The organism is Ideonella dechloratans, assembly GCF_021049305.1.
In the GTDB taxonomy this organism is placed as follows: Bacteria; Pseudomonadota; Gammaproteobacteria; order Burkholderiales; family Burkholderiaceae_C; genus Ideonella; species Ideonella dechloratans.
Genome location: NZ_CP088081.1, coordinates 3,411,879 through 3,433,196 on the forward strand (window position 1 = coordinate 3,411,879; position 21,318 = coordinate 3,433,196).

Annotated in this window: 24 protein-coding genes and 1 tRNA gene; 6 read left to right on the forward strand and 19 right to left on the reverse strand. The window is 70.6% G+C overall.

All coding sequences use genetic code 11. The features are described 5' to 3' along the window. Nucleotides 1–33: 33 nt before the first annotated feature. The 3 genes from LRM40_RS15915 to LRM40_RS15925 are packed head-to-tail and all read right to left on the reverse strand — an operon-like array spanning nt 34 to nt 2,794. The gene (locus LRM40_RS15915; protein ID WP_231067591.1) at nt 34–765 is read right to left on the reverse strand and encodes a PhaM family polyhydroxyalkanoate granule multifunctional regulatory protein; all 732 of its coding nucleotides are present in this window, start codon (nt 763–765) and stop codon (nt 34–36) included. Next, on the reverse strand, nt 762–1,817 hold the full coding sequence (locus tag LRM40_RS15920) for a TraB/GumN family protein (RefSeq protein ID WP_151126051.1): 1,056 nt from the start codon (nt 1,815–1,817) through the stop codon (nt 762–764). The genes LRM40_RS15915 and LRM40_RS15920 overlap by 4 nt, the downstream gene beginning before the upstream one ends. Continuing rightward, nucleotides 1,817–2,794, reverse strand: a complete 978-nt coding sequence (locus tag LRM40_RS15925) for a fumarylacetoacetate hydrolase family protein (RefSeq protein ID WP_151126050.1) — start codon at nt 2,792–2,794, stop codon at nt 1,817–1,819. The genes LRM40_RS15920 and LRM40_RS15925 overlap by 1 nt, the downstream gene beginning before the upstream one ends. 44 nt (nt 2,795–2,838) lie before the next feature. On the opposite strand from LRM40_RS15925, the gene LRM40_RS15930 reads away from it, so the two are divergent. Continuing rightward, nucleotides 2,839–3,918 (forward strand): DUF3108 domain-containing protein, encoded by a 1,080-nt coding sequence (locus LRM40_RS15930; RefSeq protein WP_231067592.1) that lies wholly within the window; start codon nt 2,839–2,841, stop codon nt 3,916–3,918. A 74-nt stretch (nt 3,919–3,992) separates the two neighbouring features. Next, a complete protein-coding gene (locus tag LRM40_RS15935) occupies nt 3,993–4,280 on the forward strand; it encodes a BTH_I0359 family protein (RefSeq protein ID WP_151124606.1) in 288 nt (95 codons plus the stop codon). A gap of 40 nt (nt 4,281–4,320) precedes the next feature. Here the strand turns inward: LRM40_RS15935 and LRM40_RS15940 are convergent, their stop codons facing one another. Continuing rightward, nucleotides 4,321–5,430 carry a 3-deoxy-7-phosphoheptulonate synthase gene (locus tag LRM40_RS15940; RefSeq protein WP_310734163.1) on the reverse strand — a complete coding sequence of 370 codons (1,110 nt, stop codon included), beginning with the start codon at nt 5,428–5,430 and terminating at the stop codon, nt 4,321–4,323. Nucleotides 5,431–5,558: 128 nt separating this feature from the next. Between LRM40_RS15940 and LRM40_RS15945 the strand changes: the two genes are divergently transcribed. Beyond that, the gene (locus tag LRM40_RS15945) at nt 5,559–5,858 is read left to right on the forward strand and encodes an antibiotic biosynthesis monooxygenase family protein (RefSeq protein ID WP_151124607.1); all 300 of its coding nucleotides are present in this window, start codon (nt 5,559–5,561) and stop codon (nt 5,856–5,858) included. A gap of 96 nt (nt 5,859–5,954) precedes the next feature. Here the strand turns inward: LRM40_RS15945 and LRM40_RS15950 are convergent, their stop codons facing one another. The 10 genes from LRM40_RS15950 to LRM40_RS15995 form a co-directional block, all read right to left on the reverse strand. Then, complete coding sequence (locus LRM40_RS15950; protein ID WP_151124608.1) at nt 5,955–6,527, reverse strand: YceI family protein; 573 nt, start codon at nt 6,525–6,527, stop codon at nt 5,955–5,957. Nucleotides 6,528–6,603: 76 nt separating this feature from the next. Beyond that, nucleotides 6,604–7,170, reverse strand: a complete 567-nt coding sequence (locus LRM40_RS15955; RefSeq protein WP_151124609.1) for a YceI family protein — start codon at nt 7,168–7,170, stop codon at nt 6,604–6,606. A 53-nt stretch (nt 7,171–7,223) separates the two neighbouring features. Beyond that, entirely contained in the window at nt 7,224–7,760 is a 537-nt protein-coding gene (locus LRM40_RS15960; protein ID WP_151124610.1) for a cytochrome b, read from the reverse strand. 118 nt (nt 7,761–7,878) lie between these two features. Next, nucleotides 7,879–8,802: an NUDIX hydrolase gene (locus LRM40_RS15965; RefSeq protein ID WP_151124611.1), complete on the reverse strand. Its 924-nt coding sequence runs from the start codon at nt 8,800–8,802 to the stop codon at nt 7,879–7,881. Between the two features lie 3 nt (nt 8,803–8,805). Beyond that, nucleotides 8,806–9,243 (reverse strand): hypothetical protein, encoded by a 438-nt coding sequence (locus LRM40_RS15970; protein ID WP_151124612.1) that lies wholly within the window; start codon nt 9,241–9,243, stop codon nt 8,806–8,808. An 80-nt stretch (nt 9,244–9,323) separates the two neighbouring features. After that, nucleotides 9,324–9,722: a YkgJ family cysteine cluster protein gene (locus tag LRM40_RS15975; protein ID WP_151124613.1), complete on the reverse strand. Its 399-nt coding sequence runs from the start codon at nt 9,720–9,722 to the stop codon at nt 9,324–9,326. A 2-nt stretch (nt 9,723–9,724) separates the two neighbouring features. Then, nucleotides 9,725–10,288, reverse strand: a complete 564-nt coding sequence (locus tag LRM40_RS15980; protein ID WP_151124614.1) for a cytochrome b — start codon at nt 10,286–10,288, stop codon at nt 9,725–9,727. Nucleotides 10,289–10,370: 82 nt separating this feature from the next. After that, the gene (locus LRM40_RS15985; protein WP_151124615.1) at nt 10,371–11,201 is read right to left on the reverse strand and encodes a DODA-type extradiol aromatic ring-opening family dioxygenase; all 831 of its coding nucleotides are present in this window, start codon (nt 11,199–11,201) and stop codon (nt 10,371–10,373) included. Next, the gene (locus LRM40_RS15990; RefSeq protein ID WP_151124616.1) at nt 11,198–11,812 is read right to left on the reverse strand and encodes a hypothetical protein; all 615 of its coding nucleotides are present in this window, start codon (nt 11,810–11,812) and stop codon (nt 11,198–11,200) included. The genes LRM40_RS15985 and LRM40_RS15990 overlap by 4 nt, the downstream gene beginning before the upstream one ends. Before the next feature lie 48 nt (nt 11,813–11,860). Further along, nucleotides 11,861–12,271, reverse strand: coding sequence for a DoxX family protein (locus LRM40_RS15995; protein ID WP_151124617.1), 411 nt, complete (start codon nt 12,269–12,271; stop codon nt 11,861–11,863). A gap of 142 nt (nt 12,272–12,413) precedes the next feature. Between LRM40_RS15995 and LRM40_RS16000 the strand changes: the two genes are divergently transcribed. Beyond that, nucleotides 12,414–13,310 carry a LysR family transcriptional regulator gene (locus LRM40_RS16000; protein ID WP_151124618.1) on the forward strand — a complete coding sequence of 299 codons (897 nt, stop codon included), beginning with the start codon at nt 12,414–12,416 and terminating at the stop codon, nt 13,308–13,310. Nucleotides 13,311–13,332: 22 nt separating this feature from the next. Here the strand turns inward: LRM40_RS16000 and LRM40_RS16005 are convergent, their stop codons facing one another. From LRM40_RS16005 to LRM40_RS16015, 3 genes are all read right to left on the reverse strand, one after another. Then, a complete protein-coding gene (locus LRM40_RS16005) occupies nt 13,333–14,103 on the reverse strand; it encodes a YdcF family protein (RefSeq protein WP_151124619.1) in 771 nt (256 codons plus the stop codon). 27 nt (nt 14,104–14,130) lie between these two features. Then, on the reverse strand, nt 14,131–15,375 hold the full coding sequence (locus LRM40_RS16010) for a cyanophycinase (RefSeq protein ID WP_231067593.1): 1,245 nt from the start codon (nt 15,373–15,375) through the stop codon (nt 14,131–14,133). A gap of 159 nt (nt 15,376–15,534) precedes the next feature. After that, nucleotides 15,535–15,610 (reverse strand) — tRNA-Phe (locus LRM40_RS16015). A 208-nt stretch (nt 15,611–15,818) separates the two neighbouring features. On the opposite strand from LRM40_RS16015, the gene LRM40_RS16020 reads away from it, so the two are divergent. Both LRM40_RS16020 and LRM40_RS16025 read left to right on the forward strand, forming a co-directional pair. Continuing rightward, nucleotides 15,819–16,457, forward strand: a complete 639-nt coding sequence (locus LRM40_RS16020) for a hypothetical protein (protein ID WP_170288895.1) — start codon at nt 15,819–15,821, stop codon at nt 16,455–16,457. A gap of 137 nt (nt 16,458–16,594) precedes the next feature. Then, nucleotides 16,595–18,238 (forward strand): hypothetical protein, encoded by a 1,644-nt coding sequence (locus LRM40_RS16025; protein ID WP_151124621.1) that lies wholly within the window; start codon nt 16,595–16,597, stop codon nt 18,236–18,238. Nucleotides 18,239–18,317: 79 nt separating this feature from the next. Here LRM40_RS16025 and LRM40_RS16030 read toward each other — a convergent pair whose 3' ends face one another. Together LRM40_RS16030 and LRM40_RS16035 are read right to left on the reverse strand one after the other, a co-directional pair. Then, nucleotides 18,318–19,031 (reverse strand): response regulator, encoded by a 714-nt coding sequence (locus tag LRM40_RS16030; RefSeq protein ID WP_151124622.1) that lies wholly within the window; start codon nt 19,029–19,031, stop codon nt 18,318–18,320. A gap of 10 nt (nt 19,032–19,041) precedes the next feature. Continuing rightward, the gene (locus LRM40_RS16035) at nt 19,042–21,312 is read right to left on the reverse strand and encodes a sensor histidine kinase (protein WP_151124623.1); all 2,271 of its coding nucleotides are present in this window, start codon (nt 21,310–21,312) and stop codon (nt 19,042–19,044) included. Nucleotides 21,313–21,318: the final 6 nt, after the last annotated feature.

Here is a 21,318-nt window from a genome sequence, read left to right on the forward strand (position 1 = left end):
GAAGGACATTCCGGAAGTGGGCGGGCGGCGGCCTCAGCGGGGCGACGCCTTCTTGGCCGCGGCGCGCACAGGGGGCCGGGCCGCCCCCGCCCCGACCGCCGCCTTGGCAGAGGTCTTGGCGCTGGTCTTGGCCGCCGTCTTGCGGGCGGCCGGGCGGGCCGATGCCGGCTTCTTCGGGTTGGCCGATGGCGCGGCCTTGCCCGGGCGCGCCGCGGCGGGGGACGCGGCCGCCGCCTGGGAGGCCTGGGCCATGGCCTGCACGGTGGCCGGCGCATCCTTGAGGGCCTGGGCGGCGATCTGCCCGAACTGCTGGGTCAGCGCCCCCCACCATTGCATGGGGTCCACCAGACCGGGGGCCGGGCCGCCCTCGGCGCCGGCCGGCGCCGAGGCGGCCGCCGGCTCAGGGGCCGGTGCCGGCTCGGGCGTGGGGCCGGGGGCAGGCTCGGCGGCCGGCTCCGGCATGGGCCGGATGGCCATGGCCTCGCGCAGATCGCCCATCGACACATTCATGCTGCGCAGGGTGTTCAGCGTCATGCGCTGCACCTCCAGGCCCTGGATGGTGGTGCCCAGCAGGCGGGCGTTCTGCTCCAGCCAGAACTGGACGGTGCGCAGCTCGCTGATGCGCTTGTCCAGCTCCTCCGGGTCCAGCGTGGGGGTGATCCAGGCGTTCATGCCCGGCAGTGCCGTGCCGGCCTGGCGGACCAGCCCCTGCAGGAAGTCGAAGCCCGGCATCAGGGCGGGAAAGGGGGAAGCACTCTCGCTCACGGGACAAGCTCCTGGGCTGCGCCGGCCGATGCGGCGGACGAGGGCGATTCTGCGCCCGAAGCCGCGGCAGGAACAGCCGGCGCCGCCGGTGCGGCCGGCCAGTTCACGCGGGTGACGGTGAAGCCGCGCGCGGCCAGCAGTGCCGGCAACCCCTGGGGCCCGACCATGTGCAGGCTGCCCACCGCCACGAAGAGCCCGCCCTGGCCCCGGTGCAGACGGGCGATCTTGTCGGCCATCGGCCCGTTGCGGTCGTTCAGCAGGCGCCGCATCATGGCCTTTTCCAGCGGCGTGTTCACGCACTCGCACCACTGGGGATAGGTCTCCAGCTCGTCCAGCCGGCCCTCGGCCCAGGCCTGGGCCAGGCGACGCAGGGTGCGACGGTCCTCGCCGCGGTCCATCTCGTCGAGCGAGCTGCGCACCAGCTCCTCGGTCGCCGAGCGCCGGGGTTGCAGCAGGGCGGTCATCTGCTGGGCCGGCGTCTCCAGCGCCGTGATGGGCAGGTGCAGGCCCTTTGCGATGCCGATCAGCATGGCATCCACCCCCCAGGCCGGATCCAGGCCCTCGTCACGCAGCGACATCACGCTCAGCGTGGTCACCCGCATCTCCGGGCGCCAGTCCTTCAGGGCACGGCCCAGGCAGGCCGCGTCCTCCTGCTTCTGCAGCCGCGCCTCCAGGGCGGGCGGCAGGGCCCGGTCGGGCGTCTGGCGGGCCAGGCGCTTGACGCTCTCCAGGGTGACGGGATCGGACAGGTCCATCTCCACCACCAGGCGGCGGGTGCGGCCCAGGGCCTGCACCACCGCCGGCCCCGGGTACATCCAGGCCTGCTGGGCCGCATGGATGGTGCCGTAGAGCCAGGAGCGGTGGCCCTGGCGGTCCAGGGTCCAGAGGAAGCCGTGGTTCTGCGCCTGGGCCATGCCCTGCTGGATGGCCTGGGTGTCCGGCGCCACCGCGGCTGGCGGGCAGTCGGCCCGCGCGGGCGCCCCGCCCAGCGCCGCCAGCAGCGCCAGTCCCAGGCCGCACAGCTGGGCGCCCCACCTCGACAGGCGGCCCATCAGGACAGCTCCACCACGGTCTGCTCGATGGCGCCGAACAGCGGACTGCCGTCGCGCGCCTTCATCTCGACGCGCACGGTGTCGCCATATTGCAGCCAGCCGGGCGGGTCGATGGTCGAGCTCGCCGCCACCTGCAGCCGCAGATCGGCCAGGCAGGCGGCCCCGCGCCCGAGACCGTCAGCCACCGGCCCGCTGCCCAGCACGGTGCCGGCCCGCACCGGGCGGTGGCGGGCCAGATGGGCCAGCAGCTGGCCCATGTGCCACATCAGTCCCTCCTGCGTCTGGCAGGGCCCCAGGGCCTTGCCGTTGAGCTGCACCTGCAGCGTCCCGTGCAGCACGCCGGCCCGCCAGTCCTCGCCCAGCTCGTCGGGGGTGAGGGCCACCGGGCTGAAGGCGGTGGCCGGGCAGGACAGCACCCGCCCGCCGCCCAGCAACCGCTCCTCGGCCTCGGGGCCGCGCAGGATCCAATCGTTGACCAGGGCCAGCAGGCGCACCCCGTCGAGCGCCTGCTCGGGGCTGGCGCCGCGGGGCAGGTCGCCGGTGATCACCGCCCACTGGGCACCGAAATCCACCTCGTCGTCGATGGCGGTCACCGCCAACTCGGCCAGGGGGCCGGTGAAGCCGTCGCTGCTGCCCGGCTCCATCCAGGGCAGGCCCAGGGCCTGGTCGGGCGGCGTGTCCCGCTCGGGCCAGACCTGGGCCAGCTGGGCCCGGTAGGCCCGGGTCCGCACCCACTGGCCGCAGCGCGGCAGGGGGGCCAGGCACTGGGCCGGGTCGAAAGCGAAGGCATGGCGGGCACGGCCCTGGTTGAGCTGGCGCGACAGGTCCTCCAGCTGGGGCGAGAGAAAGCCCCAGTCGTCGAGCACCTGCTGCAGGCGGGTGGCGATGCCGCTGGCGAAATGGGCGGTGCGCAGGTCCCGGGAGACGACGACCAGCTGGCCATCGCGGGAGCCGTCCTGATAGGTGGCGAGTTTCATGGTGTGGCGACAATGCGGTCAGCCATTGTGTCCAAAACCGCCCCATGCCGCCCCGCCCTGCCCCCACGCCCCGCCACCGCCGGCTGGCGCTGGCCGCGCTGACCGCACTGGTGCTGGCCCTGCACGGCTGGGTGCTGGGCCCGGCCTGGACCACCTTCGCGCTGCGGCACGCCCCGGCACCGGCCCGCGCCCTGCCCGTGGTGACGCTGAGCCAGGTCCGTCCGCCCCCGCCCCCTGCGGCAGCCCCCGCCCCCGCCCCCGCCCCCGCGCCGGCACCCGCCCCGCGCCCCAGCCCCAAGCCGCCGGACAGGCCCACCAGGCAAGCACAGGCCCTGCCCGAGGAGACGGTGCTGCCCCCGCCGGACCGCGCCCGGACGGATGCGGACGTGGACCGCCCCGGGCTGGACGGCCCGCTCCCTTCCGCCGACGACGAGGCGCATGCCCTGCAGCCCCTGGTCCAGCCGCCACCCTGGCAGCTGGGCTATGCGGCGACGAAGGGCGGCGCGAGCGGCCGGGCGCAGTTGGACTGGCAGCCTCTGGACGAGCAGCAGTACCGCCTGACCTGGCGCATCGAACTGGCCGGGCGCGAGACCCTGGCCTGGCGCAGCCAGGGCCATGTCGGCCCGGCCGGCCTGCTGCCCGACCGCATGGTCGAACAGCGCCAGGGCCGCGACCTGGCGGCCGTCAACTTCCAGCGCGACAAGGGCCTGGTGAGCTTCTCCGGACCGTCCACCACCCTGCCCCTGCCGGCCGGCGCCCAGGACCGCGCCAGCTGGCTGCTGCAGTTGCCCATGCTGGCCGCGGCGGTGCAGGCGCACTGGACGGCCGGCCACAGCAGCGTGAGCCTGCCGGTCTTCACCACCCGCGGCGAGGACCAGCTCTGGCGTTTCACCGTGGCGGCCGAGGAGGCCCTGCCCGGCCCCGGGGGGCGGCTGCTGCGCACCTGGCGGCTGGTGCGCGAGCCGGTGGGCCCCTACGACAGCCGGGTGGAAGTCTGGCTGGCACGCGAGCACGGGCTGGTGCCGCTGCAGCTGCGCTTCACCACGCCGCCCGCCGGCGAACCGCTGGAGCTGCGGCTGAGCGAAGGACTGCCACCGGCCGAGGCGGACCTTCCGCCCCCCTGATCCCCGGCCGCACCGGGCCTCTTGAAATCCCGGACCGCAGGCCCATCTCAGCAGGGAATTCCCAGGAGACGGCCATGCACATGCTTTACAACTCCGACAGCTTCTCGGTGCTGGAGATCGAGTGGCCGGACAGCCCGGTTCCGGCCGGCCCGACGAGCGACCCGGCCGCCGTGACCACCCAGGGCGGCTATGAAATCGTGGACAAGATGTCCGGCAAGGGCATCTTCCTGAACGGCGATCTCGCCCGCAGCTTCCGCCAGCAGGCCCTGGCCCTGAGCCAGGGCGATGCCGACGAGGAGGCGGTGGACGATTTCATCGCCGGTTACGCCGTGCTGGCCCAGCAGCCCGTGGTGCTGCACTGATCCCGGGGTCGGCGGCCCCGGCCGGGCAGCCGGCTTGCGCTCAGCCGCGCGCGCGACGCGCGGCCACCGCGCGGGCCAACTGGCGCAGCAGCGGCTCGGTGTCGGTCCAGCCCAGGCAGGCGTCGGTGATCGACACCCCGGGCTTGAGGGCCTGACCCGGGGCCAGATCCTGCCGGCCCTCTTCCAGGTGGCTCTCGATCATCACCCCGGTGATGCGCTGCTCGCCCGCCTCGATCTGGCCGGCCACATTGGCGGCCACGTCGATCTGGCGGCGGTGCTGCTTCTCGGAATTGGCGTGCGAGAAGTCGACCATCACCTGCTCGCGCAGACCCGACTTGCGCAGCACGGCGCAGGCGGCCTCGACATCCTCGGCGCTGTAGTTGGGCTTCTTGCCGCCGCGCAGGATGACGTGGCAGTCGGTGTTGCCGCGGGTCTCGAAGATCGCGGCCTGACCCATCTTGGTCATGCCCATGAAGGCATGCGGCGCAGCCGCGGCCACCACCGCATCGGCCGCCACCTTCACGCCGCCGTCGGTGCCGTTCTTGAAGCCGACCGGGCAGGACAGGCCGGAGGCCAGCTGGCGGTGGCTCTGACTCTCGGTGGTGCGGGCGCCGATGGCGCCCCAGCTCACCAGGTCGGAGATGTACTGCGGCGAGAGCAGGTCCAGGAACTCGGTGCCGGCCGGCAGGCCCATGGCCGTGAGGTCCAGCAGCAGGCGCCGGGCCTTGCGCAGGCCCTCGTTCATGCGGAAGCTGCCATCCAGCCGCGGATCGTTGATGAAGCCCTTCCAGCCCACGGTGGTGCGGGGCTTCTCGAAGTACACCCGCATCACGATGACCAGCTCGCTGGCCAGTTCCTCGCGCAGCACGCGCAGCTTCTGCCCGTAGGCCAGGGCCTGCTCGTGGTCGTGGATGGAGCAGGGGCCCACCACCACGACCAGGCGGTCGTCCTGGCCGGCCAGCACGCGGGCGATGTCGGCCCGGCTGCGCTCGACCACCGCCTCGGACTTGCGCGTGAGCGGCATCTCGTCCTGCAGCAGGGCCGGCGAGATGAGCGGTCGCACCGCGCCGATGCGCAGGTCGTCCACCCGGGTGGTGTCCAGCGTGCCTTCCAGCAGGCCCTCCTCCTCGGAGTTCAAGGGCGCGTTCACGACTTCGGCACGGTTCAAGGCACTCTCCTGGCGACAACCTGGCGGGGTAAAGATGGAATTATCCCCCTCGCCGCGCGGCACTGCAGCAATGGCACACTGCCCGGCATCGATCCCCGAGGAGACTGCTCATGATTCTGGAAATTGCCGACTTCCGCATCACCCCCGGCCAGCAGGCCGCCTTCGAGGCCGCCGTGGCCCAGGGGGTGGACGAGGCCATCCGCCATGCCAAGGGCTTCAACGGCTACAAGCTCAACCGCTGCATCGAGACGCCGGAGCGCTTCGTGCTGATGATCTACTGGGACACGCTGGAGGACCACACGGTGGGCTTCCGCGAGTCGCCGGCCTTCACGGCCTGGCGCGCCCTGGTGGGCCCATTCTTCGCCGCCCCGCCGGTGGTGGAGCATTTCGAGCTGGCCTCCAAGTCCTGAGCGGACGGGCCGGCCACAAAAAAGGGCGGCGCCCCGCGAGGAGCGCCGCCCAGATCGTCGTGGGAACGACGACAGGACAATCGGTGTGAAAGCCGCTTACTGCTTCACGCCTTCGACCTGGATGACCACACGCACGTTGTCCGGGAAGCCCCAGTTCAGGCCGTAGTCCACGCCGAACTGGCTGCGCATCAGGTTGGCCTCGAAGTCGCCGCCGCAGACTTCGCGCTTGACCATCGGGTTCATGTAGCAGTTGAAGTTCAGGGCCTTGAGGGTGACCGGATGGGTCTGGCCGTGCAGGGTCAGCTGGCCGTCGATCTGGGTGACCTTGTCGCCGTTGAAGGTGAACTTGTCGCCCACGAACTGGGCGGTCGGGTACTTGGCGGCGTCGAAGATCTCGGCGCTCATCAGGTGCTTGTTGAAGGCGTCGTAGCCCGAGTCGATCGAGCTCATGTCGATCGTCACGTCCACCTTGCCGGTCTTGGCCGCCTTGTCCAGCACCACGGTGCCTTCCTTCTTGTCGAAGCGGCCCCGGTTGGTCGAGGTGCCGAAGTGCATGATCTCGAAGGTGGCGTAGGTGTGGGTCGGCTCGATCTTGTAGGTGACGGGCTCGGCCTGGGCGGCGGTGGCCAGCAGGGCGGCAGCGGCGGTGGCGATCAGCGAGATCTTCATGAGGTGAGTTCCTTCAAAGGGACGGAGTGACGGGAAAGAGGACCGACAGAAACGGCCCGGAGAACAGCAGCGTGAATCAGAGTGCGGCCACGCCGGTGACGGCCAGCTTGAAATGCACTTCCACGTTGTTGGCGACCACACCGGTGTCGGCCCATTCGCCTTCACCGATCTTGAAATCCAGGCGCTTGATGGTGAACGTCCCGGTGGCGGTGGTGCTGCCGCCGGTCTGCTTCAGGGTGACCGGCACCACCACGGGCTGGCTGGCCCCCTTGACCGTCAGCTGGCCGCTGACCGCGTACTGGCCCTTGCCGGTGGCCTTGATGGCCGTGGACTGGAAGGTGGCCTTGGGAAACTTGGCGACGTTGAACCAGGGGGCCTTGGGCACCTCGGCATCGGTTTCGGGCACGCCGAAGGTGGCGCTGCCGGTGTCGATGGTGAAGCTGACCTTGCCGGCCTCGGGCTTCTTCGGGTCGAAGCTGATCTGGGCATCCCAGCTGCGGAACTTGCCATCCACCGGCACGCCCATCTGGTGGGAGGTGAAGCCGATCTCGCTTTGGGCGGGCACCACCTTCTGTTGCGCGAAGGCCGGGGCGGCCAGCAGGGTCGAGGCCAGCAGGGCCGGCAGGATGAGGGCACGGGTCATGGAAGAACTCCTGGGGGAGATGTCGGTGTGAAGCGCGGCACGGGCCGAGAGGCTCAGCCGCGGCCGGGACGCATGCGGTCGAGCAGGCCGTCCTTGTCGATGAATTGGTGCTTGAGCGCCGCCCCGACGTGGGCCACCACCAGCAGCGCCATCGTCCAGGCCAGGGTCTCGTGCCAGGGCTTGATCAGCTGGGCCAGCTCGGGGTTCTTGGCCACGAAGCTGGGCAGGGGCAGCACGCCGAACAGCACGATGGGAAAGCCCGCGGCCGAGCTGTAGGCCCAGCCCACCAGGGGCACGGCGAAGAACAGCGCGTAGAGCAGGTGGTGCATGCCGTGGGCGGCCAGGCGCTGCCAGGCCGGCATGGGCAGATCGGCCGGCGGCCGGTGGGTCAGGCGCCAGACCAGGCGCAGCACGGCCAGCACCAGCACGATCACCCCGGCCCACTTGTGGTAGTTGAAGAGCTTCAGCCGGGTCATCGACATCGGCAGATCGGCCAAGTAGAGACCGACGAAGAACACGCCCGCGATCAGCAGGGCCATGAGCCAGTGCAGCCAGATGGCCGGGGTGCTGTAGCGGGTGGAGGTGGGCATCGTGGAGGGGATCCGTGGGAGCGCCTGGGCGCGTTGGTTCACAGTGTCCGCAGTGCCGCAGGCTCCGCGGTTCAGCGCGCTTGAAGTCAGCGATGCAGTTTTTCTGAACGGTTCGCGTTCAGGGACGCGCCGCCACCACCGGATCGATGCGCTCGGCCCGCGCCGGCGACACCCACAAGCCCTCGGTGGTCGGCCCCAGCAGCGCGGCCTCGGCCTCGTCCAGCAGGCCGTGGCGCAGGGCGAAGTCCAGGGTCGCGAGCGCGGCATCGACGGTCATGTCGCCCCGGCGGGCATGGTCCAGGGCCTGCGCCACCGGCATCAGCCGGTGCCAGGCCACCTCGCCGTCCTGGTTGAGCGGGTGGACGTCCGGCGGCAGCGCCAGGTCGTAGACGTGCAGCCACTCGTGCTGCAGCCCTTCGGGGATGTCGCAGCAGAGCTCGATGACCCGCCCGCGCTGCAGGCCGGCCATCTGGTCGGGCATCAGCCCGGCCTCCTCCCAGGCCTCGCGCAGCAGGGCCTCGCGCGGCGTCTGCCCGTGGGGCACGCCACCGCCGATCATGTTGTCCAGCAGGCCGGGGTCGGTGGGCTTGTCGTCGGCCCGTCGCGCCACCCAGAGATGGGTCGGCCGGCCCTGGGCATCGGCCACATAGCCATTGCAATGGGCGCCGAAGGTGAAGCTGCCCCAGAAGCGGGACGCGGCGCGCTCGATCACCGCCTGCAGCTGGCCCTGCTCGTCCAGCAGCGGATAGGGCTCGTCGCGCCAGGCCCGGATCAGGCCCTGGTCGCGCAGGCGCAGGTGCAGGGCGGCCAGCGTGGCGTCCCGCGTGTCCCTGGGCAGCAGCCAGCAGCGCTGGCCGTCAGGCGCCACGGTCAGCGGCACCCCCTCGGCCAGCAGGGCGGGCAGGTGCGCCCTGTCCACCGAGCCGATGCGCGCGGGCGCCTCTCCGGGCGCCACCAGGCAGACCGGCACCCGCAGATCCCGGCGGGCCTGCCGGGCCCGCCGGAGGCTGGGCCAGAGCGCCGGGCCCGGGGCGGCGGTCATCGCTCAGTGACCGTGCTTGTCGTGGCCCTTGCCGTGGCCGTGGCCATGGCCGGGACCGTCGTCGTCATAGCCGCGCCCCGGGGGGCCGGGCGGGCGGTGGCCGCGCTCGTCATAGCGCTCGCGCACCCAGCCTTCCTGGACGAAGTACACCGGCTGACCGCAGGCGTTGTAGCGCCCGCAGTACTTGCGCCAGTTCTTCTGGTGGCCCGGCGGCACGTACAGGTAGATCGGTTGGCGCTGCACCGCCACCACCCCGGGGGTGATGATCATCGGCTGGGCATAGACCACCGGCGGCGGCGCCGTGTTGCCGATGTCGATGCGCCCGTACACGCCGGGCTGCACCACGCTGATGGACACGCCGACATCGGTCGCATGCGCGGACAGGGCGGCACCAGCCAATGCGGCGGCCCCGAGGAGACGGAGGGGGTTTCTTCTGTTCATGGCGGGAGTCTAGGCGTTTGGCGGCGGCCTGTGGTGTAGGACGCCATCCCGGCGCGGCGTCGGCGGCTGCGCCCGGGGGTTCAGCCGGAGGTCTGGCGCGGGCCGTAGGGGCAGTGCCCCGGCCGCGGCCCCACCTGCGGGTGCTTGCGGCAGGTGTCCGGCCGCTTCTCGTACACGGTGCAGCGCCGGGTCACGGCGTCCAGGTAGAGGCAGTCCCCGTTGGCGCGGCGCGCCAGCGTGAAGATGCCGTGCTTGAAATTGAAGTGATCGACCCGGCCGGCCTTTTCCAGCCGCCGGGCGATCTGCTTGGGCGCCTCGTGCTCGGCCTCGAACGGGTCCACCAGACCCAGGCGCACCAGGTCCGGCAGACGCACCTCCACCGGCATGGTGCAGCAATGGGCGTGGCAGCCGTCGCACAGCCCGGCGCGGTAGCGCGTCCAGGTCTCGCAGCGGTCGACGTCGACGTGCTGGACGCCCATCGTCAACGGCGCGGCAGCATGGACTTCAGCACCCCGTCCTTGAGCACCACATGGTGGTAGATGGCGGCCAGGGCGTGGGCGCCGGCCAGCCAGACGATGGTGTCGCCCAGGAAGCCGTGCACATCGCCCCAGTCGGCCGCGTCGGCCAGCGGGCTGTTGGCGATCAGGGGCATCTGGTCCACCCGCACGCCGCCCAGCAGGGTCAGCGGATGGCCCTCGCTGCCCAGCGCCAGCAAGGCGGTGACGGGCAGCAACAGCATCAGCAGCCACAGCAGGCCCTGCACCATGCGGGCGACCCGCTGCATCCAGGGGTTCAGGTCGAAATGGGGGGCGGTGGGCCGCAGGGCCACCCAGACCAGGCGCAGCAGGGTCAGCACGAAGACCGAGACGCCCAGGCTCTCGTGCCAGACGATGTCCCAGCGGGTCGCCGGGTCCAGCCCCTCGTGCATCTGGCGGCCGAAGCCGCCCGGGCCCAGGGTGAAGGCCACGACGATGATGACGGCGGTGAGCCAGTGGAGGACCCGGCTGACGGGGTCGTAGTGCGAATTCGAGGCAACAGAAGACATGGTCGGCGGGCTGCCGCAGGGGCAGCGGAGGAAGACACGGGGTGATTGTCCTCCGCCCGCCGATGCCAAGGTGTCTGCTCGCTTAACCGAAACTGAAGGCCGACAGCGTGGTCTCCATGACCCGGTCGGAGAAGGCCTTGCGCCCGCGGTCTGCACCGGCCGCACCGGCCATCACCATCAGCGGCAGCAGGTGCTCCTCGGCCCGCGGCGGATGGCACCAGCGGGCCATCGGGGCTTCGGCCCAGTCGGTCAGCGCGGCATCGCGCTCGGCGGCCGGGGCCTCGACCGCCTCGGTCAGCCAGTCGTCGAAGGTGTCGGACACCGGGCCGAAGCGCGGATCGCCGTAGCCGCGCATGTTGTGGAAGCTCATGCCGCTGCCCACGATCAGCACGCCCTCGTCCCGCAGCGGCTGCAGCGCCCGGCCCAGGGCCAGGTGGGCGGCCGGGTCCAGCGAGATGTTCAGCGAGAGCTGCACGACCGGAATGTCGGCCTGCGGCACCATCAGCATCAACGGGATGAACATGCCGTGGTCATAGCCGCGCCGCGCATCGACGTGCGAGGACAGGCCCGCCTGCCCCAGCAGCGCGGTGATGCGCTCGGCCAGGGCCGGCTCGCCCGGGGCCGGGTACTTCAGCTCGTAGGTGTGCGGCGGGAAGCCGTAGTAGTCGTAGATCAGCTCGGGCTGCGCGCCCCCGGTGACCGCGAAATCACCTTCCAGCCAATGGGCCGAGACCAACACGATGGCCTTGGGTCGCTGCGGCAGGCTCTCGACGATGCCGCGCAGGTAGGCCGCCGTCTTGTCCCAGGCATGGGGCGGGTTCCAGTCCATGAAGAAGCAGGGCCCGCCGCCGTGCGGGATGTACACGGTGGGCAGGCGGCCCGGGGAGGTGGACGGGGGGTGTTCGGTGTTCATGGTTCGATTCCGGCTGCGGACAAAGGATAGGAGAAAGCGGAAGGGGACGGCGCCATGGGGGCCACCGCGAGCGCCGTCTGCGGCAGGTGGTGCAGCCATTCGCGCAGCACCAGCAGCGTGGCGGCAAAGCGGCCTGCGCCCGGCCCCCCGATGGGCAAGGCATCCTGGCTGGCGGGACGGCCCAGGGCCAGCGCCGCCCAGCGGTGGAACAAGGCCTCCACGGTGTCGCGATCCAGCGTGGCGGGCCCGGCCTGCCAGGACAGGCCGGCCTGCTCGGCCACCGCGGCCACGGCCGCATCGGTGCTGACCAGCCAGGCCTCGGGCGGCAGAACGGGGCGCAGCGGCATGATCGCGTCCTCGACCTCGGCGATGGCCGTCTCGATGGCCGCCTCGCCCGGTCGGTCCGACGCGAAGAAGCGCCGCGCCAGCGTGGCCAGGCCCAGGTCCAGGGCGATCACCCGCTCGGGCTGGGCCGCGCGACCCAGCGCCAGGGCGGACGCCGCGTCCCCCAGATGCAGCGCCACGATGGCGGCCGCATCGGGGCGGGCCGCGCGGGCCCAGCTGTAGCTGCCGACCGCCGCGCGGCGGGCCAGGGTCAGGGCGTCATCCATGTTCGTGCTCCTTGGGCCGGCATCGCCGCCGGCGGACTCGGTCAGGGCTCAGTCTTCGCGACGGGCGTCCAGGCTCCAGCCACCCGCGCCATGGGCCACCAGGGTGAGCAGCCCGCCGGCCACCGCGATGTTCTTGAAGAACAGCAGTTGGGTGACGTAGGCCTGGTCGGCCGGCACGCTCCAGAACGGGTGGAAGAAGACGCTGGCCGCCAGGGTGAAGAGGGTCAGCACCGCGGCGGCGGGCCGGGTGCCCCAACCCAGGAGCAGGGCCACGCTGCCGCCGATCTCGACCACCAGCGCAGCCAGGGCGCCCAGCGTGGGCAGCGGCAGGCCGGCGGCGGCGACGTAGGCCACGGTGCCGGCAAAGCCGGTGAGCTTGCCGATGCCGGCCGGCAGGAACAGGGCCACGAACAGCAGACGGCCCAGCAGGGCCACAGGGTTTTGAACGGTCTTGGACATGGTGAGGGCTCCTTGAAAAAGAGGCCGGCCGGCGGTGGGCGCCGGTCGCCTCGGTGTGTCAGTGCATGTCCCACACTGTATTGATTCACTCGACGTCGATAAACTTCGATCAGTCGAATTAATTGTCAACACAGACGAGACAATGGACCGCTTCCTGGAAATGCAGAGCTTCAACACCGTGGTGGAGGCCGGCAGCTTCGTCGCCGCCGCCGAGGCGCTGAAGCTGTCCAAGGCCGCGGTGTCCCGGCATGTGGTGGAGCTGGAGAACCGGCTGGGCATCCGGCTGCTGCACCGCACGACACGCCGGGTCTCTCTGACGCCCGAGGGGCAGGTGTTCTATGGCCGCAGCAAGGAGCTGCTGGCCGAACTGGCCGACGCCGAGACCGAGGTCACCTCCAGCCGCGAGGCCGCCAGTGGCCTCCTGCGCATCAACGCGCCCTTCACCTTCGGCATCCTGCATCTGGCGCCGCTGTGGGGGCGCTTTCGGGCTCTGCACCCGCAGCTCACGCTGGAGGTGACGCTGGCCGACCGGCTGGTGGACCTGGTGGAGGAGGGCTACGACCTGGCCATCCGCATCGCGGCGATGGAGAACTCCTCGCTGGTCAGCCGGCGCCTGGCCACCACCCGCCTGGCCCTGTGCGCCTCACCGGCCTATCTGGCCGCCCATGGCACGCCGTGGCACCCGGCCGACCTGGCGCAGCACCAGGTGATCGCCTACAGCTACTTCGCCACCAAGGACGAATGGCACTTCACCGGGCCGCAGGGGCCGGTGAGCGTGCGCACCCGCCCCTGGATGCACACCAACAACGGCGAGACCTGCCTGGCCGCCGCACTGGCGGACCAGGGCGTGATCCTGCAACCCACCTTCCTGGTGGCACCGGCCTTGGCCGCGGGCACGCTGGTGGAGCTGATGCCCGCCTACTGCGCCCACGAGATCGGCATCCACGCGGTCTACCCCAGCCGCAAGCATGTGCCGGCCAAGGTGCGGGTGCTGATCGATTTCCTGGTCGAGCACTTCGCCCAGGCGGCAAGGTGGTGAGGGCCGAGGGGGTGGCCGAGGCTCAGCGCATGAGCCGGTAAGCCGCGAGACCGATCCACTCGTGCAGAGCCAGCTGCCAGCGGTGCAGGCTCTCGGTGAGGGCGTACTCGGTCCAGGGCGTGTCGGCGCCGGTGCGGAAGTCCACCGGATAGGGCGTGACCTGGCAGCCCACGGCCTGGAACTCGGCCACCGAGCGCGGCATGTGCCAGGCCGAGGTCACCAGCAGCCAGCGCTGCTCGCGGCAGCGCGGCCCCAGCAGCTCGGCCACGCGCTGGGCGTTCTCGCGGGTGGAGCGCGAACGGCTCTCCAGCATCACATGGGCCATGTCCAGCCCCTGCTCCGCATAGAACAGCCGCGCCAGCTCCGCCTCGGACACGCCGGTGATGCCCACCAGGCGCCCTTCCCCGCCGCTGAACACCAGGCCCATGGCTGGATGCGCGCGCAGCCAGGTCAGCGGCAGCGTCATGCGCTCGGCGGAATCATTGAGCGGCACCTGGCCATGGGTGACGAAGCTGGCCGGGTGATCGAAGGCCCCGCCCAGCACGATCACCCCGGCATGCTGGCCGATGGCGGCATCGGGGGGAATGGGATAGCGGTCTTCCAGGCTGCGCAGCAGCGCGTCCGGCGCGGCCTGCACGCCCAGCAGGCCCAGAAGCCCCAGCCCGCCCCAGAGCATGGACAGCGCGGTGCGGCGGCGCTTGTTCAACAGCAGGAGCGCCACCGCCCACACCAGCCCCAGCCAGAACAGGGGCTGGGTGATGGCAGACAGGAGCTTGGAGAGTGCGAAGAACATGCCCGCATTGTCGCGGGCCTCGGCGCATCAGTACGGGATCGCCACCGGGGTCTGGACGCCGGCCGACTCGTCCACCGTGTAGGTGTACAGGCCACTGGGCACGCGCGACCACCAGAGCGCGAAATCGAACGCCGTGGCCGAATCCGCCAGCACCTGATCCTCCACCGTGTGCACCGTCAGCGGCGTGCCCGCCAGGCAGGTCTGGGGGGCTGCCAACGGCGTCAGGAAGTGCACGGCGCTGGTCGTCGTGGTGGACACGTTGGTCATGCGCCGCCCCACGAAATGCCCGCTGACGGGATCGGCCTCGACCGCCAGCGCGGTCTCGACATCCACCCCGATGCCCCGGGCCGCCGGCACGGTCAGAATGCCGCCGCTGCAGCCCGCGGAACCCGCCAGCGCGACGCTGCGGGACACGAAGGCGACCAGCCGTCCCATGCGGTCCTGTGCATCGAAGTGCGGATCGACGAAGGTGTTCTGCAGCGCGGGCACATCCGAGGCCGAGAAGAAGCCGCTGCCATTGAACGGCGTCGGGTCGAAGGTCATCAGGCTGTTGTACGGATCGCCCAGCGCCTGGGCCGAGGTGACACTGCCGTTGAGGGCCGAGAACACGAACTGGCCCATCACGTTGGCCCCCGCGCTGGTGCCGCCCAAGGGGATGTTGCGCGCGAGCAGGTTCTTCAGGGTGGCGTTCAGCTTGGTGCCCTGCCACAGGTTGACGTAGCTGCTCTGGTCACCGCCGGCGATCCACACGGCGTTGGCCGTGCCCACCACGGTGTTGACGAAGTCGTCGTCGGCCGCCGCACGGCTGCTCAGCACCAGGGTCTCGGCCGCGCTGAGCCCCAGGAAGGCTCCACCGACATAGCCATCGACGGCGGGTGTGGTCGTCGACTTCTTCTTGTCGCTGTAGTAGAGGTAGGGGTCGTAGGCATCGGTGCCGGTGGTGCGGATGACGACAAAGCGCCCGCCCGTGGCCGGCGTGATGCCCGCCCGGTCGATCATCCAGCGATAGGCGTCGTCCACATCCGGACCACCGCCCATCAGCACCAGGGGCCGCAATGCCTGCCCCTGCGGAGTCGGCAAGGGCTGCAGCGGCGTGACGTTGCCGCGCTGGAAGTAGACCGTCCCGGTCGTGTAGTAGCTGTACTTGGCGGCCGTCTTGGTCGGTGCCGCCTGGGCTGTCAACAGGCCCGTGACCAACAGGAGCACCAGCAGCCACATCTGCTGCATCACACGGCCCACCGCGGCCCGACATGCATGGTCTGGCTTCGACACGATCCCCTCCGCCACGGCCGGGATGGCCTGTGGCGGAAATTCTAGGCAGCGCCCACGCGGCCGTCACAGGGACGCTGCAAGTGAAAACCCGCTCCGCGCCGAACGGCACCCAGAAAGCAAAACGCCCACTCGTGTGAGAGCGGGCGTCTGAGGGCATCTTGGTGGCCTGGGGCGGAATCGAACCACCGACACGCGGATTTTCAATCCGCTGCTCTACCAACTGAGCTACCAGGCCGAGAAGCTGCGCAGTATAGCAGGTTTTGAACACGCATCGCAAGCAGGCAGGCCAAGGGCGCTGATGCAGAGCAAGACACGGCTTCTCCCCCCTGGTGGTTCATCACGGACGCCCCCATGCTGAAAAGCAGGAGGGCGGCTTCAAGAGTCCTCCAGCTGGCCGCGCAGGCGGCCCGAATCAACCTGACTGAGGAAGCGAGGAACACACGATGGAACATCCCCACATCCAGCGCTTGATCCTGGTGACCGCACTGAGCTTCGCGGGTGCCATGGCCCTGCCCGTCATTCCGGCCCTGGCCGCTCAGGGCGGAGGCGGTGGTGGCGGTGGCGGTGGCGGTGGCGGTGGCGGTGGTGGCGGCGGTGGCAGTGGCGGAGGGGGCGCGGGCGGGAGCGGCGGGCCAGGTGGCGCCGGTCCCGGCGCGCCGGCCGCCCAGGCAGCGCCCGCACACCAGCAGGCACAGGTGCAGACCATGAGCCAGGAGCAGATGCGCACCCAGACACGGGAGCAGCAGCAGACCCAGGAACAGCAGCTCAGCCAGACCCGCACCCAGCTGCGCCAGCAGGAGGAGGCCCTCACCCAGACGCGCAACCAGCTGCGCCAGCAGGAGCAGTTGCAGCAGACCACCCGCGAACAGCTGCGCACCCAGACAAAGCTGGACACCCGGCAGCGCGACCAGTTGCGCGAGCAGGAGCGGCAGCAGCAACGCACCCTGGAGCAACTGCGTGAGCAAGAGCACCTCCAGCAGCGGCTGCAGACCCAGCTGCGTGACTTGGAGAAGGTCCAGACCCGGCTGCAGACCCAGTGGCAGGAACAGCAGCGCCTGCAGGAGCGTCAGAGCCAGCCTTGATAGGGACATACCCTCGAAGCCTCCGCACATTGATCCGACTCAAGTGGAGCAATGCGCGGAGGCGAAGAATGAATGTCGCAAACGGATACATGTATGGGTAATGAATCCGAATCTTGCGATCACGAGGAGGTAGGAAGATGTCTCACGCACAACCCGCCGGTCAGGCGCCGGCACGTCAACGTCATGGTCTGTCCCGCCTGGGCGGCTGGACGCCCATCCGGGCTGCCGTGCTGCTGCTGGGCTGCAGCGCCGCAGGTGCTGCGCCCTTGAGTTGGAGTACCGTGGCCAACAGCGCGGACACCATGCCGGGCAGCAGCAAGACCTTCAACAGCTTCAACCAGCCATCGGTCAACGCCAACGGTCTGGTGGTGCTGCGCGGGCGCAGCAAGGGTCAGGACGGTCAGCCCGCCAAGGGCATCTATGCGCGGGACATGGGCCAGCCCGGCCAAGCGCTGACCCTGGTGTTCGATGTGGACACCACGGTGCCCGGGCCCAACAACACCTCCTACGATGGCCAGCTGGCCACGCTGACCGAGTTTCCGGCCTTCCCGCGGATCGGCAAGGACAGCGCCACCATCGTCACGCGCGGTCAGTCCAACCCGGTGTGGACCTACACCGACGCGAACGGCACCGAGACACGGGCGGGCACCAGCGGGGTCTATGCCCTGCACAAGGGCACGGCCAAGGCCGCGATGACCCAGCTGGGTGCCGCCCCGGGGATGGGTTATTACAGCGTGCCGGGGGCCCCGGCCGGCACCAAGTTCGACCAGTTCCCCGGCGCGCCGGCAGTGGCGGGTGACAAGATCGCCTTCAAGGGCAACTTCACCAACGGCACGTCCATGACGGGGATCTACTTCCGCAAGATCACCGACAGCGCGCCGACCGCCAAGACCAAGGTGGTGGCGGACACCACCATGCTGATCCCCGGCCAGCCGGTGGGTGGGGTGACCTTCGGCTCGACCGCCCCGCCCTCGGCCAGCGCGGAAGATGTGGTGTTCCTCGGTCTCGACAACGAGGAGCACCCCACGCTGGGCGGCATCTATCGGGCGCCGCTGGCGGCCAAGCCGCCCCTGGAGACCCTGGTGACGCTGAGCGATCCGGTCCCGGGGGAGGCTGCGGGCACGAGCTTCCGCCAGATCGGCGAAGCGCTGTCCTACGACGGCCGGTTCCTGGGGTTCTGGGGTGCCTGGGGTGACGAGATGCGCGACATCCTGCTGATCTGTCCCACCGACGGGCAGCCGGACGTGGTGGCCTACTGCCAGGCCACCTACCCGCAGGGCTATGCCACCCAGGTGCCCGTGCACCAGGGCTTCTTCGTGCTCGACACCCAGTCGCGCCAGCTCTACGCGGCGGCCAAGACCGGGGCGACCTACCAGGACTTCCTGTACTGGACCTTCTCCGGCAAGCCGCCGGGCAAGGGGGATGCGGATGCGGAAGATCCCGAGCCGCCGCGCTGGCGCTCGGCCGCCTTCGTCTCGGCTTTCCACAAGTCGGGAGCCAAGGCCCAGGTCGCCTTCAAGGGCCGCTTGGCCACTCCGCAGACGGTCGATGGCCTGTACCTGACGACCGTGCCCGCCAAGAACCCCAGCATCACCACGCTGGTGGACACCACCACCCCGGCGCGACAGATCGATCCGGCCGGACCGGCCGGGGCCGTGGTGTCGGCGGTGGGCCTGGAGCGCGAGGCGCTGCGCGGACCGTGGCTGGCCATCACCGCCAGCATGCTCGACGCGGTGACCGGCGAAGCCTGGGCGGGCGTGTACGTGACGAAGACCAAGTGATGTCCCGCTGACCCCGTCCCAGACAGCAGAACGCCCGGCATGCCGGGCGTTCTGCTGTGGACTCGGGGCGGATGGGGTGTCAGGCCAGCGTGCCGCGCTTGTTGCGCGAGAGATCGACGCCCAGCTGTTTGAGCTTGCGGTACAGGTGGGTGCGCTCCAGCCCGGTCTTCTCGGCCACGCGGGTCATGCTGCCGTTCTCGCGGGCGAGGTGGAACTCGAAATAGCTCTTCTCGAAGGCGTCGCGGGCTTCGCGCAGCGGGCGGTCCAGGTCGAAGCTCTGCTCCGACTGCGGGCCCAGTTCCACCGGCATCGACACCGGCAGGCCCATGCCGCCGGTCATCGCCGCCTCCACGGTCAGCCCGGGTTCGGCGCGGAAGATGCCGTTGCCGGTCACGGGCGACAGGCCGGGCGCCGGCGCCGCCTTGGGCACGGCGCGGGCCAGGGCCTGCTCCACCGCGCGCAGCAGCTTCTGCAGCGTGATGGGCTTTTCCAGGAAGGCCATGGCACCGAACTTGGTGGCCTCGACCGCGGTGTCGATGGTGCCGTGGCCGCTCATCATCACCACCGGCATGTTGAGCAGGCCGGTGGCCCCCCACTCCTTGAGCAGGGTGATGCCGTCGACATCGGGCATCCAGATGTCGAGCAGCACCAGATCGGGCCGCATGCGCTCGCGGGCCGCGCGGGCCTGGGCAGCGTTTTCCGCCAACTCGACGGTGTGGCCTTCGTCGGTCAGGATTTCCGAGAGCAGGGCACGGATGCCCATCTCGTCGTCGACTACAAGTATCGTTGCCATGGAGGTCGCGTCAGGAGCCGGTGGCGGGTGGGTTGGCCGCGGGAGGTCCTGCAGGATCCTTCTGTTCAGTGATGCCCGAAAATGATAGCGAAACCTGGGCCCCGCCTGCCGCGCCACCGCCGGCTTCATCCGGCGGAAGGTTGACGATGCGCACACGGGCCCCATGTTCGTCAGCGATCTTCTTCACCACCGCCAGCCCCAGGCCGGTGCCCTTGCTCTTGGTGGTGACGTAGGGTTCGAAGGCGCGGTGGAGCACCTTCTCGCTGAAACCGGGCCCATTGTCCGACACTTTCAGGCGCACCAGCGGCGGGCCGCCCTCTTCGGCATGCAGGACTTCGGTCTCCAGGCTGACGCGGGCGTGTTCCTGGGCCTCCACCGCGTCCAGCGCGTTCTGCACGAGGTTGTGGATGACCTGGCGCAGCTGGGTCGCGTCGCCGGCCACCAGCGGCAGCGCGGGAGCGCAGCGGGCCACCAGCCGGCCCTTCTCCTGCTGCTCGCCGTACAAGGCCAGCACCTCGGCCACCAGGGCGTTGAGGTCGGTGGGCTGCAGCTTGGCCGCCGGCAGCCGCGCATAGTCTCGGAACTCGTTGACCAGCTGCTTCATGGCCTGCACCTGGGCCACGATGGTGGCCACCGAGCGCTCGAGCATGGCCTGGTCGGCGCCCTCAAGCTTGGACGAGAGCTTGAACTGCAGGCGCTCGGCCGACAGCTGGATGGGCGTGAGCGGGTTCTTGATCTCGTGGGCCAGGCGGCGCGCCACCTCGCCCCAGGCCTCGCTGCGCTGGGCCGACACCAGCTCGGTGATGTCGTCGAACACCACCAGGCTTGCGCGCCCGGGCAGCTTGGCGCCGCGCACCAGCAGGGTGATGACGGCCTCGCCCAGCGGCAGCTCGAAGGATTCCTGCCAATGGTCGCGCTCGCCGGCGCCGGGGCTGTTGTCCAGCAGGTCGAAGCGGCGCCAGATGGCGGCGGCGAAGTCGGCCAGTCCCGCCACGTCGCTGAGCGAGCGGCCGACATAGGCCGACAGGGGCGCGCGCAGGATGCGGGTGGCACCGGGGTTGACGGTGTCGATGGTCTGCGCGCGGTCGAACATGATCACACCGGCCGTCAGGCTGTCCAGGATGGTCTGCAGCCGGGCCCGGGCGCCGTCGAGCTGCTTCATGCTGCGCTCGGCCTGGGAGCGCGCGCTGCCCAGTTGCTCGGTCATGTCGGCAAAGGTGCGGGTGAGCTCGCCGATCTCGTCGCGCGAGGTGAAGACTGGCTTGGCCCCCAGGTCGCCGGCAGCCACCTGGCGCATGCCCTCGGCCAGCAGCAGCAGGGGCCGGGCCAGCTGGTTGCCCAGCAACACGGCCAGCACCACGGCACCCAGCACCGAGAGCACCATCGACAGCGTCAGCGTGCCGATGTACATGCGGCGCAGGCCGTCGCGGGCGATGTGGCGCTGCTGGTACTCGCGGTAGGCCGCCTGCACGATCAGGGCATTGCTGGTCAGGGCCCGCGGCAGGGGCTGCACCACCATCAGGTAGCGGTCCTCGCGCTGGGACAGGCTCAGGTGTGTGTCCGGCAGGCGGGCCAGGGCGCGCACCTGGGCCTGGGGCGCCGATTCGGCGCTGCCGACATCGTCCTCCAGGCCCTCGATCTGGCTGGCCGACTGGTTGAGTCGGGCCTCGCGCAGCAGGCCCGCGGCCGGACGCTCCAGGCCCAGCGCGGTGCTGGTGCTGGCGTTGGACAGCACCTGGCCGTTGGCCGAGATCAGCGCCACCTGCCGGGCCCCCAGCTGCTCGCGCAGCCGCTCCAGCACCAGCAGCTCGGGTTCGGAGGACTCGGCCAGCCGGTCGGCCGCGTTGCGGGTCTTGCTGACCAGATCGGCGGAGAGCGCCTGCAAGGTGCCCTTGCCCAGGGCCAGGCCGGCGTCCAGCGCGCGTTCGACCCCGGCGTCGAACCAGGCCTCCACGCTGCGCGAGACGAACTGGTAGCTCACCGTGTAGATCAGCGCCCCGGGCAGCACGCCCACCAGGGCGAAGATGCCGGCGAGTTTGAACAGCAGGCGGCTGCCGAACTTGCGCTGGCGCAACCGCACCGCCAGGCGCACCGCGGCCACCAGCAGCACCAGCACCAGCAGCGCGGCCACGCCCACATTGACCCAGAACAGCCAGACGAACTGCTGTTCGTAGCCCAGGGGACGCTGGGCCACCAGCGACAGCACGAAGGTCAGCACCAGGCCCGTGCCGGCGATCACCAGCAGGCCGATGACCCATGCCCACATGGCGGAACGTTTCATGGCCGT

What these genes read in the sequence shown, in the direction of transcription:
- LRM40_RS15925 (WP_151126050.1), bottom strand. Translation starts at nt 2,794, where the DNA reads ATGAAACTCGCCACCTATCAGGACGGCTCCCGCGATGGCCAGCTGGTC.
- LRM40_RS16025 (WP_151124621.1), top strand. Translation starts at nt 16,595, where the DNA reads ATGTCTCACGCACAACCCGCCGGTCAGGCGCCGGCACGTCAACGTCAT.
- LRM40_RS15960 (WP_151124610.1), bottom strand. Translation starts at nt 7,760, where the DNA reads ATGCCCACCTCCACCCGCTACAGCACCCCGGCCATCTGGCTGCACTGG.
- LRM40_RS16035 (WP_151124623.1), bottom strand. Translation starts at nt 21,312, where the DNA reads ATGAAACGTTCCGCCATGTGGGCATGGGTCATCGGCCTGCTGGTGATC.
- LRM40_RS15920 (WP_151126051.1), bottom strand. Translation starts at nt 1,817, where the DNA reads ATGGGCCGCCTGTCGAGGTGGGGCGCCCAGCTGTGCGGCCTGGGACTG.
- LRM40_RS15980 (WP_151124614.1), bottom strand. Translation starts at nt 10,288, where the DNA reads ATGTCTTCTGTTGCCTCGAATTCGCACTACGACCCCGTCAGCCGGGTC.
- LRM40_RS15985 (WP_151124615.1), bottom strand. Translation starts at nt 11,201, where the DNA reads ATGAACACCGAACACCCCCCGTCCACCTCCCCGGGCCGCCTGCCCACC.
- LRM40_RS15945 (WP_151124607.1), top strand. Translation starts at nt 5,559, where the DNA reads ATGATTCTGGAAATTGCCGACTTCCGCATCACCCCCGGCCAGCAGGCC.
- LRM40_RS16000 (WP_151124618.1), top strand. Translation starts at nt 12,414, where the DNA reads ATGGACCGCTTCCTGGAAATGCAGAGCTTCAACACCGTGGTGGAGGCC.
- LRM40_RS15975 (WP_151124613.1), bottom strand. Translation starts at nt 9,722, where the DNA reads ATGGGCGTCCAGCACGTCGACGTCGACCGCTGCGAGACCTGGACGCGC.
- LRM40_RS15970 (WP_151124612.1), bottom strand. Translation starts at nt 9,243, where the DNA reads ATGAACAGAAGAAACCCCCTCCGTCTCCTCGGGGCCGCCGCATTGGCT.
- LRM40_RS15965 (WP_151124611.1), bottom strand. Translation starts at nt 8,802, where the DNA reads ATGACCGCCGCCCCGGGCCCGGCGCTCTGGCCCAGCCTCCGGCGGGCC.
- LRM40_RS15935 (WP_151124606.1), top strand. Translation starts at nt 3,993, where the DNA reads ATGCACATGCTTTACAACTCCGACAGCTTCTCGGTGCTGGAGATCGAG.
- LRM40_RS15995 (WP_151124617.1), bottom strand. Translation starts at nt 12,271, where the DNA reads ATGTCCAAGACCGTTCAAAACCCTGTGGCCCTGCTGGGCCGTCTGCTG.
- LRM40_RS15950 (WP_151124608.1), bottom strand. Translation starts at nt 6,527, where the DNA reads ATGAAGATCTCGCTGATCGCCACCGCCGCTGCCGCCCTGCTGGCCACC.
- LRM40_RS16005 (WP_151124619.1), bottom strand. Translation starts at nt 14,103, where the DNA reads ATGTTCTTCGCACTCTCCAAGCTCCTGTCTGCCATCACCCAGCCCCTG.
- LRM40_RS15990 (WP_151124616.1), bottom strand. Translation starts at nt 11,812, where the DNA reads ATGGATGACGCCCTGACCCTGGCCCGCCGCGCGGCGGTCGGCAGCTAC.
- LRM40_RS15955 (WP_151124609.1), bottom strand. Translation starts at nt 7,170, where the DNA reads ATGACCCGTGCCCTCATCCTGCCGGCCCTGCTGGCCTCGACCCTGCTG.
- LRM40_RS16020 (WP_170288895.1), top strand. Translation starts at nt 15,819, where the DNA reads ATGGAACATCCCCACATCCAGCGCTTGATCCTGGTGACCGCACTGAGC.
- LRM40_RS16030 (WP_151124622.1), bottom strand. Translation starts at nt 19,031, where the DNA reads ATGGCAACGATACTTGTAGTCGACGACGAGATGGGCATCCGTGCCCTG.
- LRM40_RS15930 (WP_231067592.1), top strand. Translation starts at nt 2,839, where the DNA reads ATGCCGCCCCGCCCTGCCCCCACGCCCCGCCACCGCCGGCTGGCGCTG.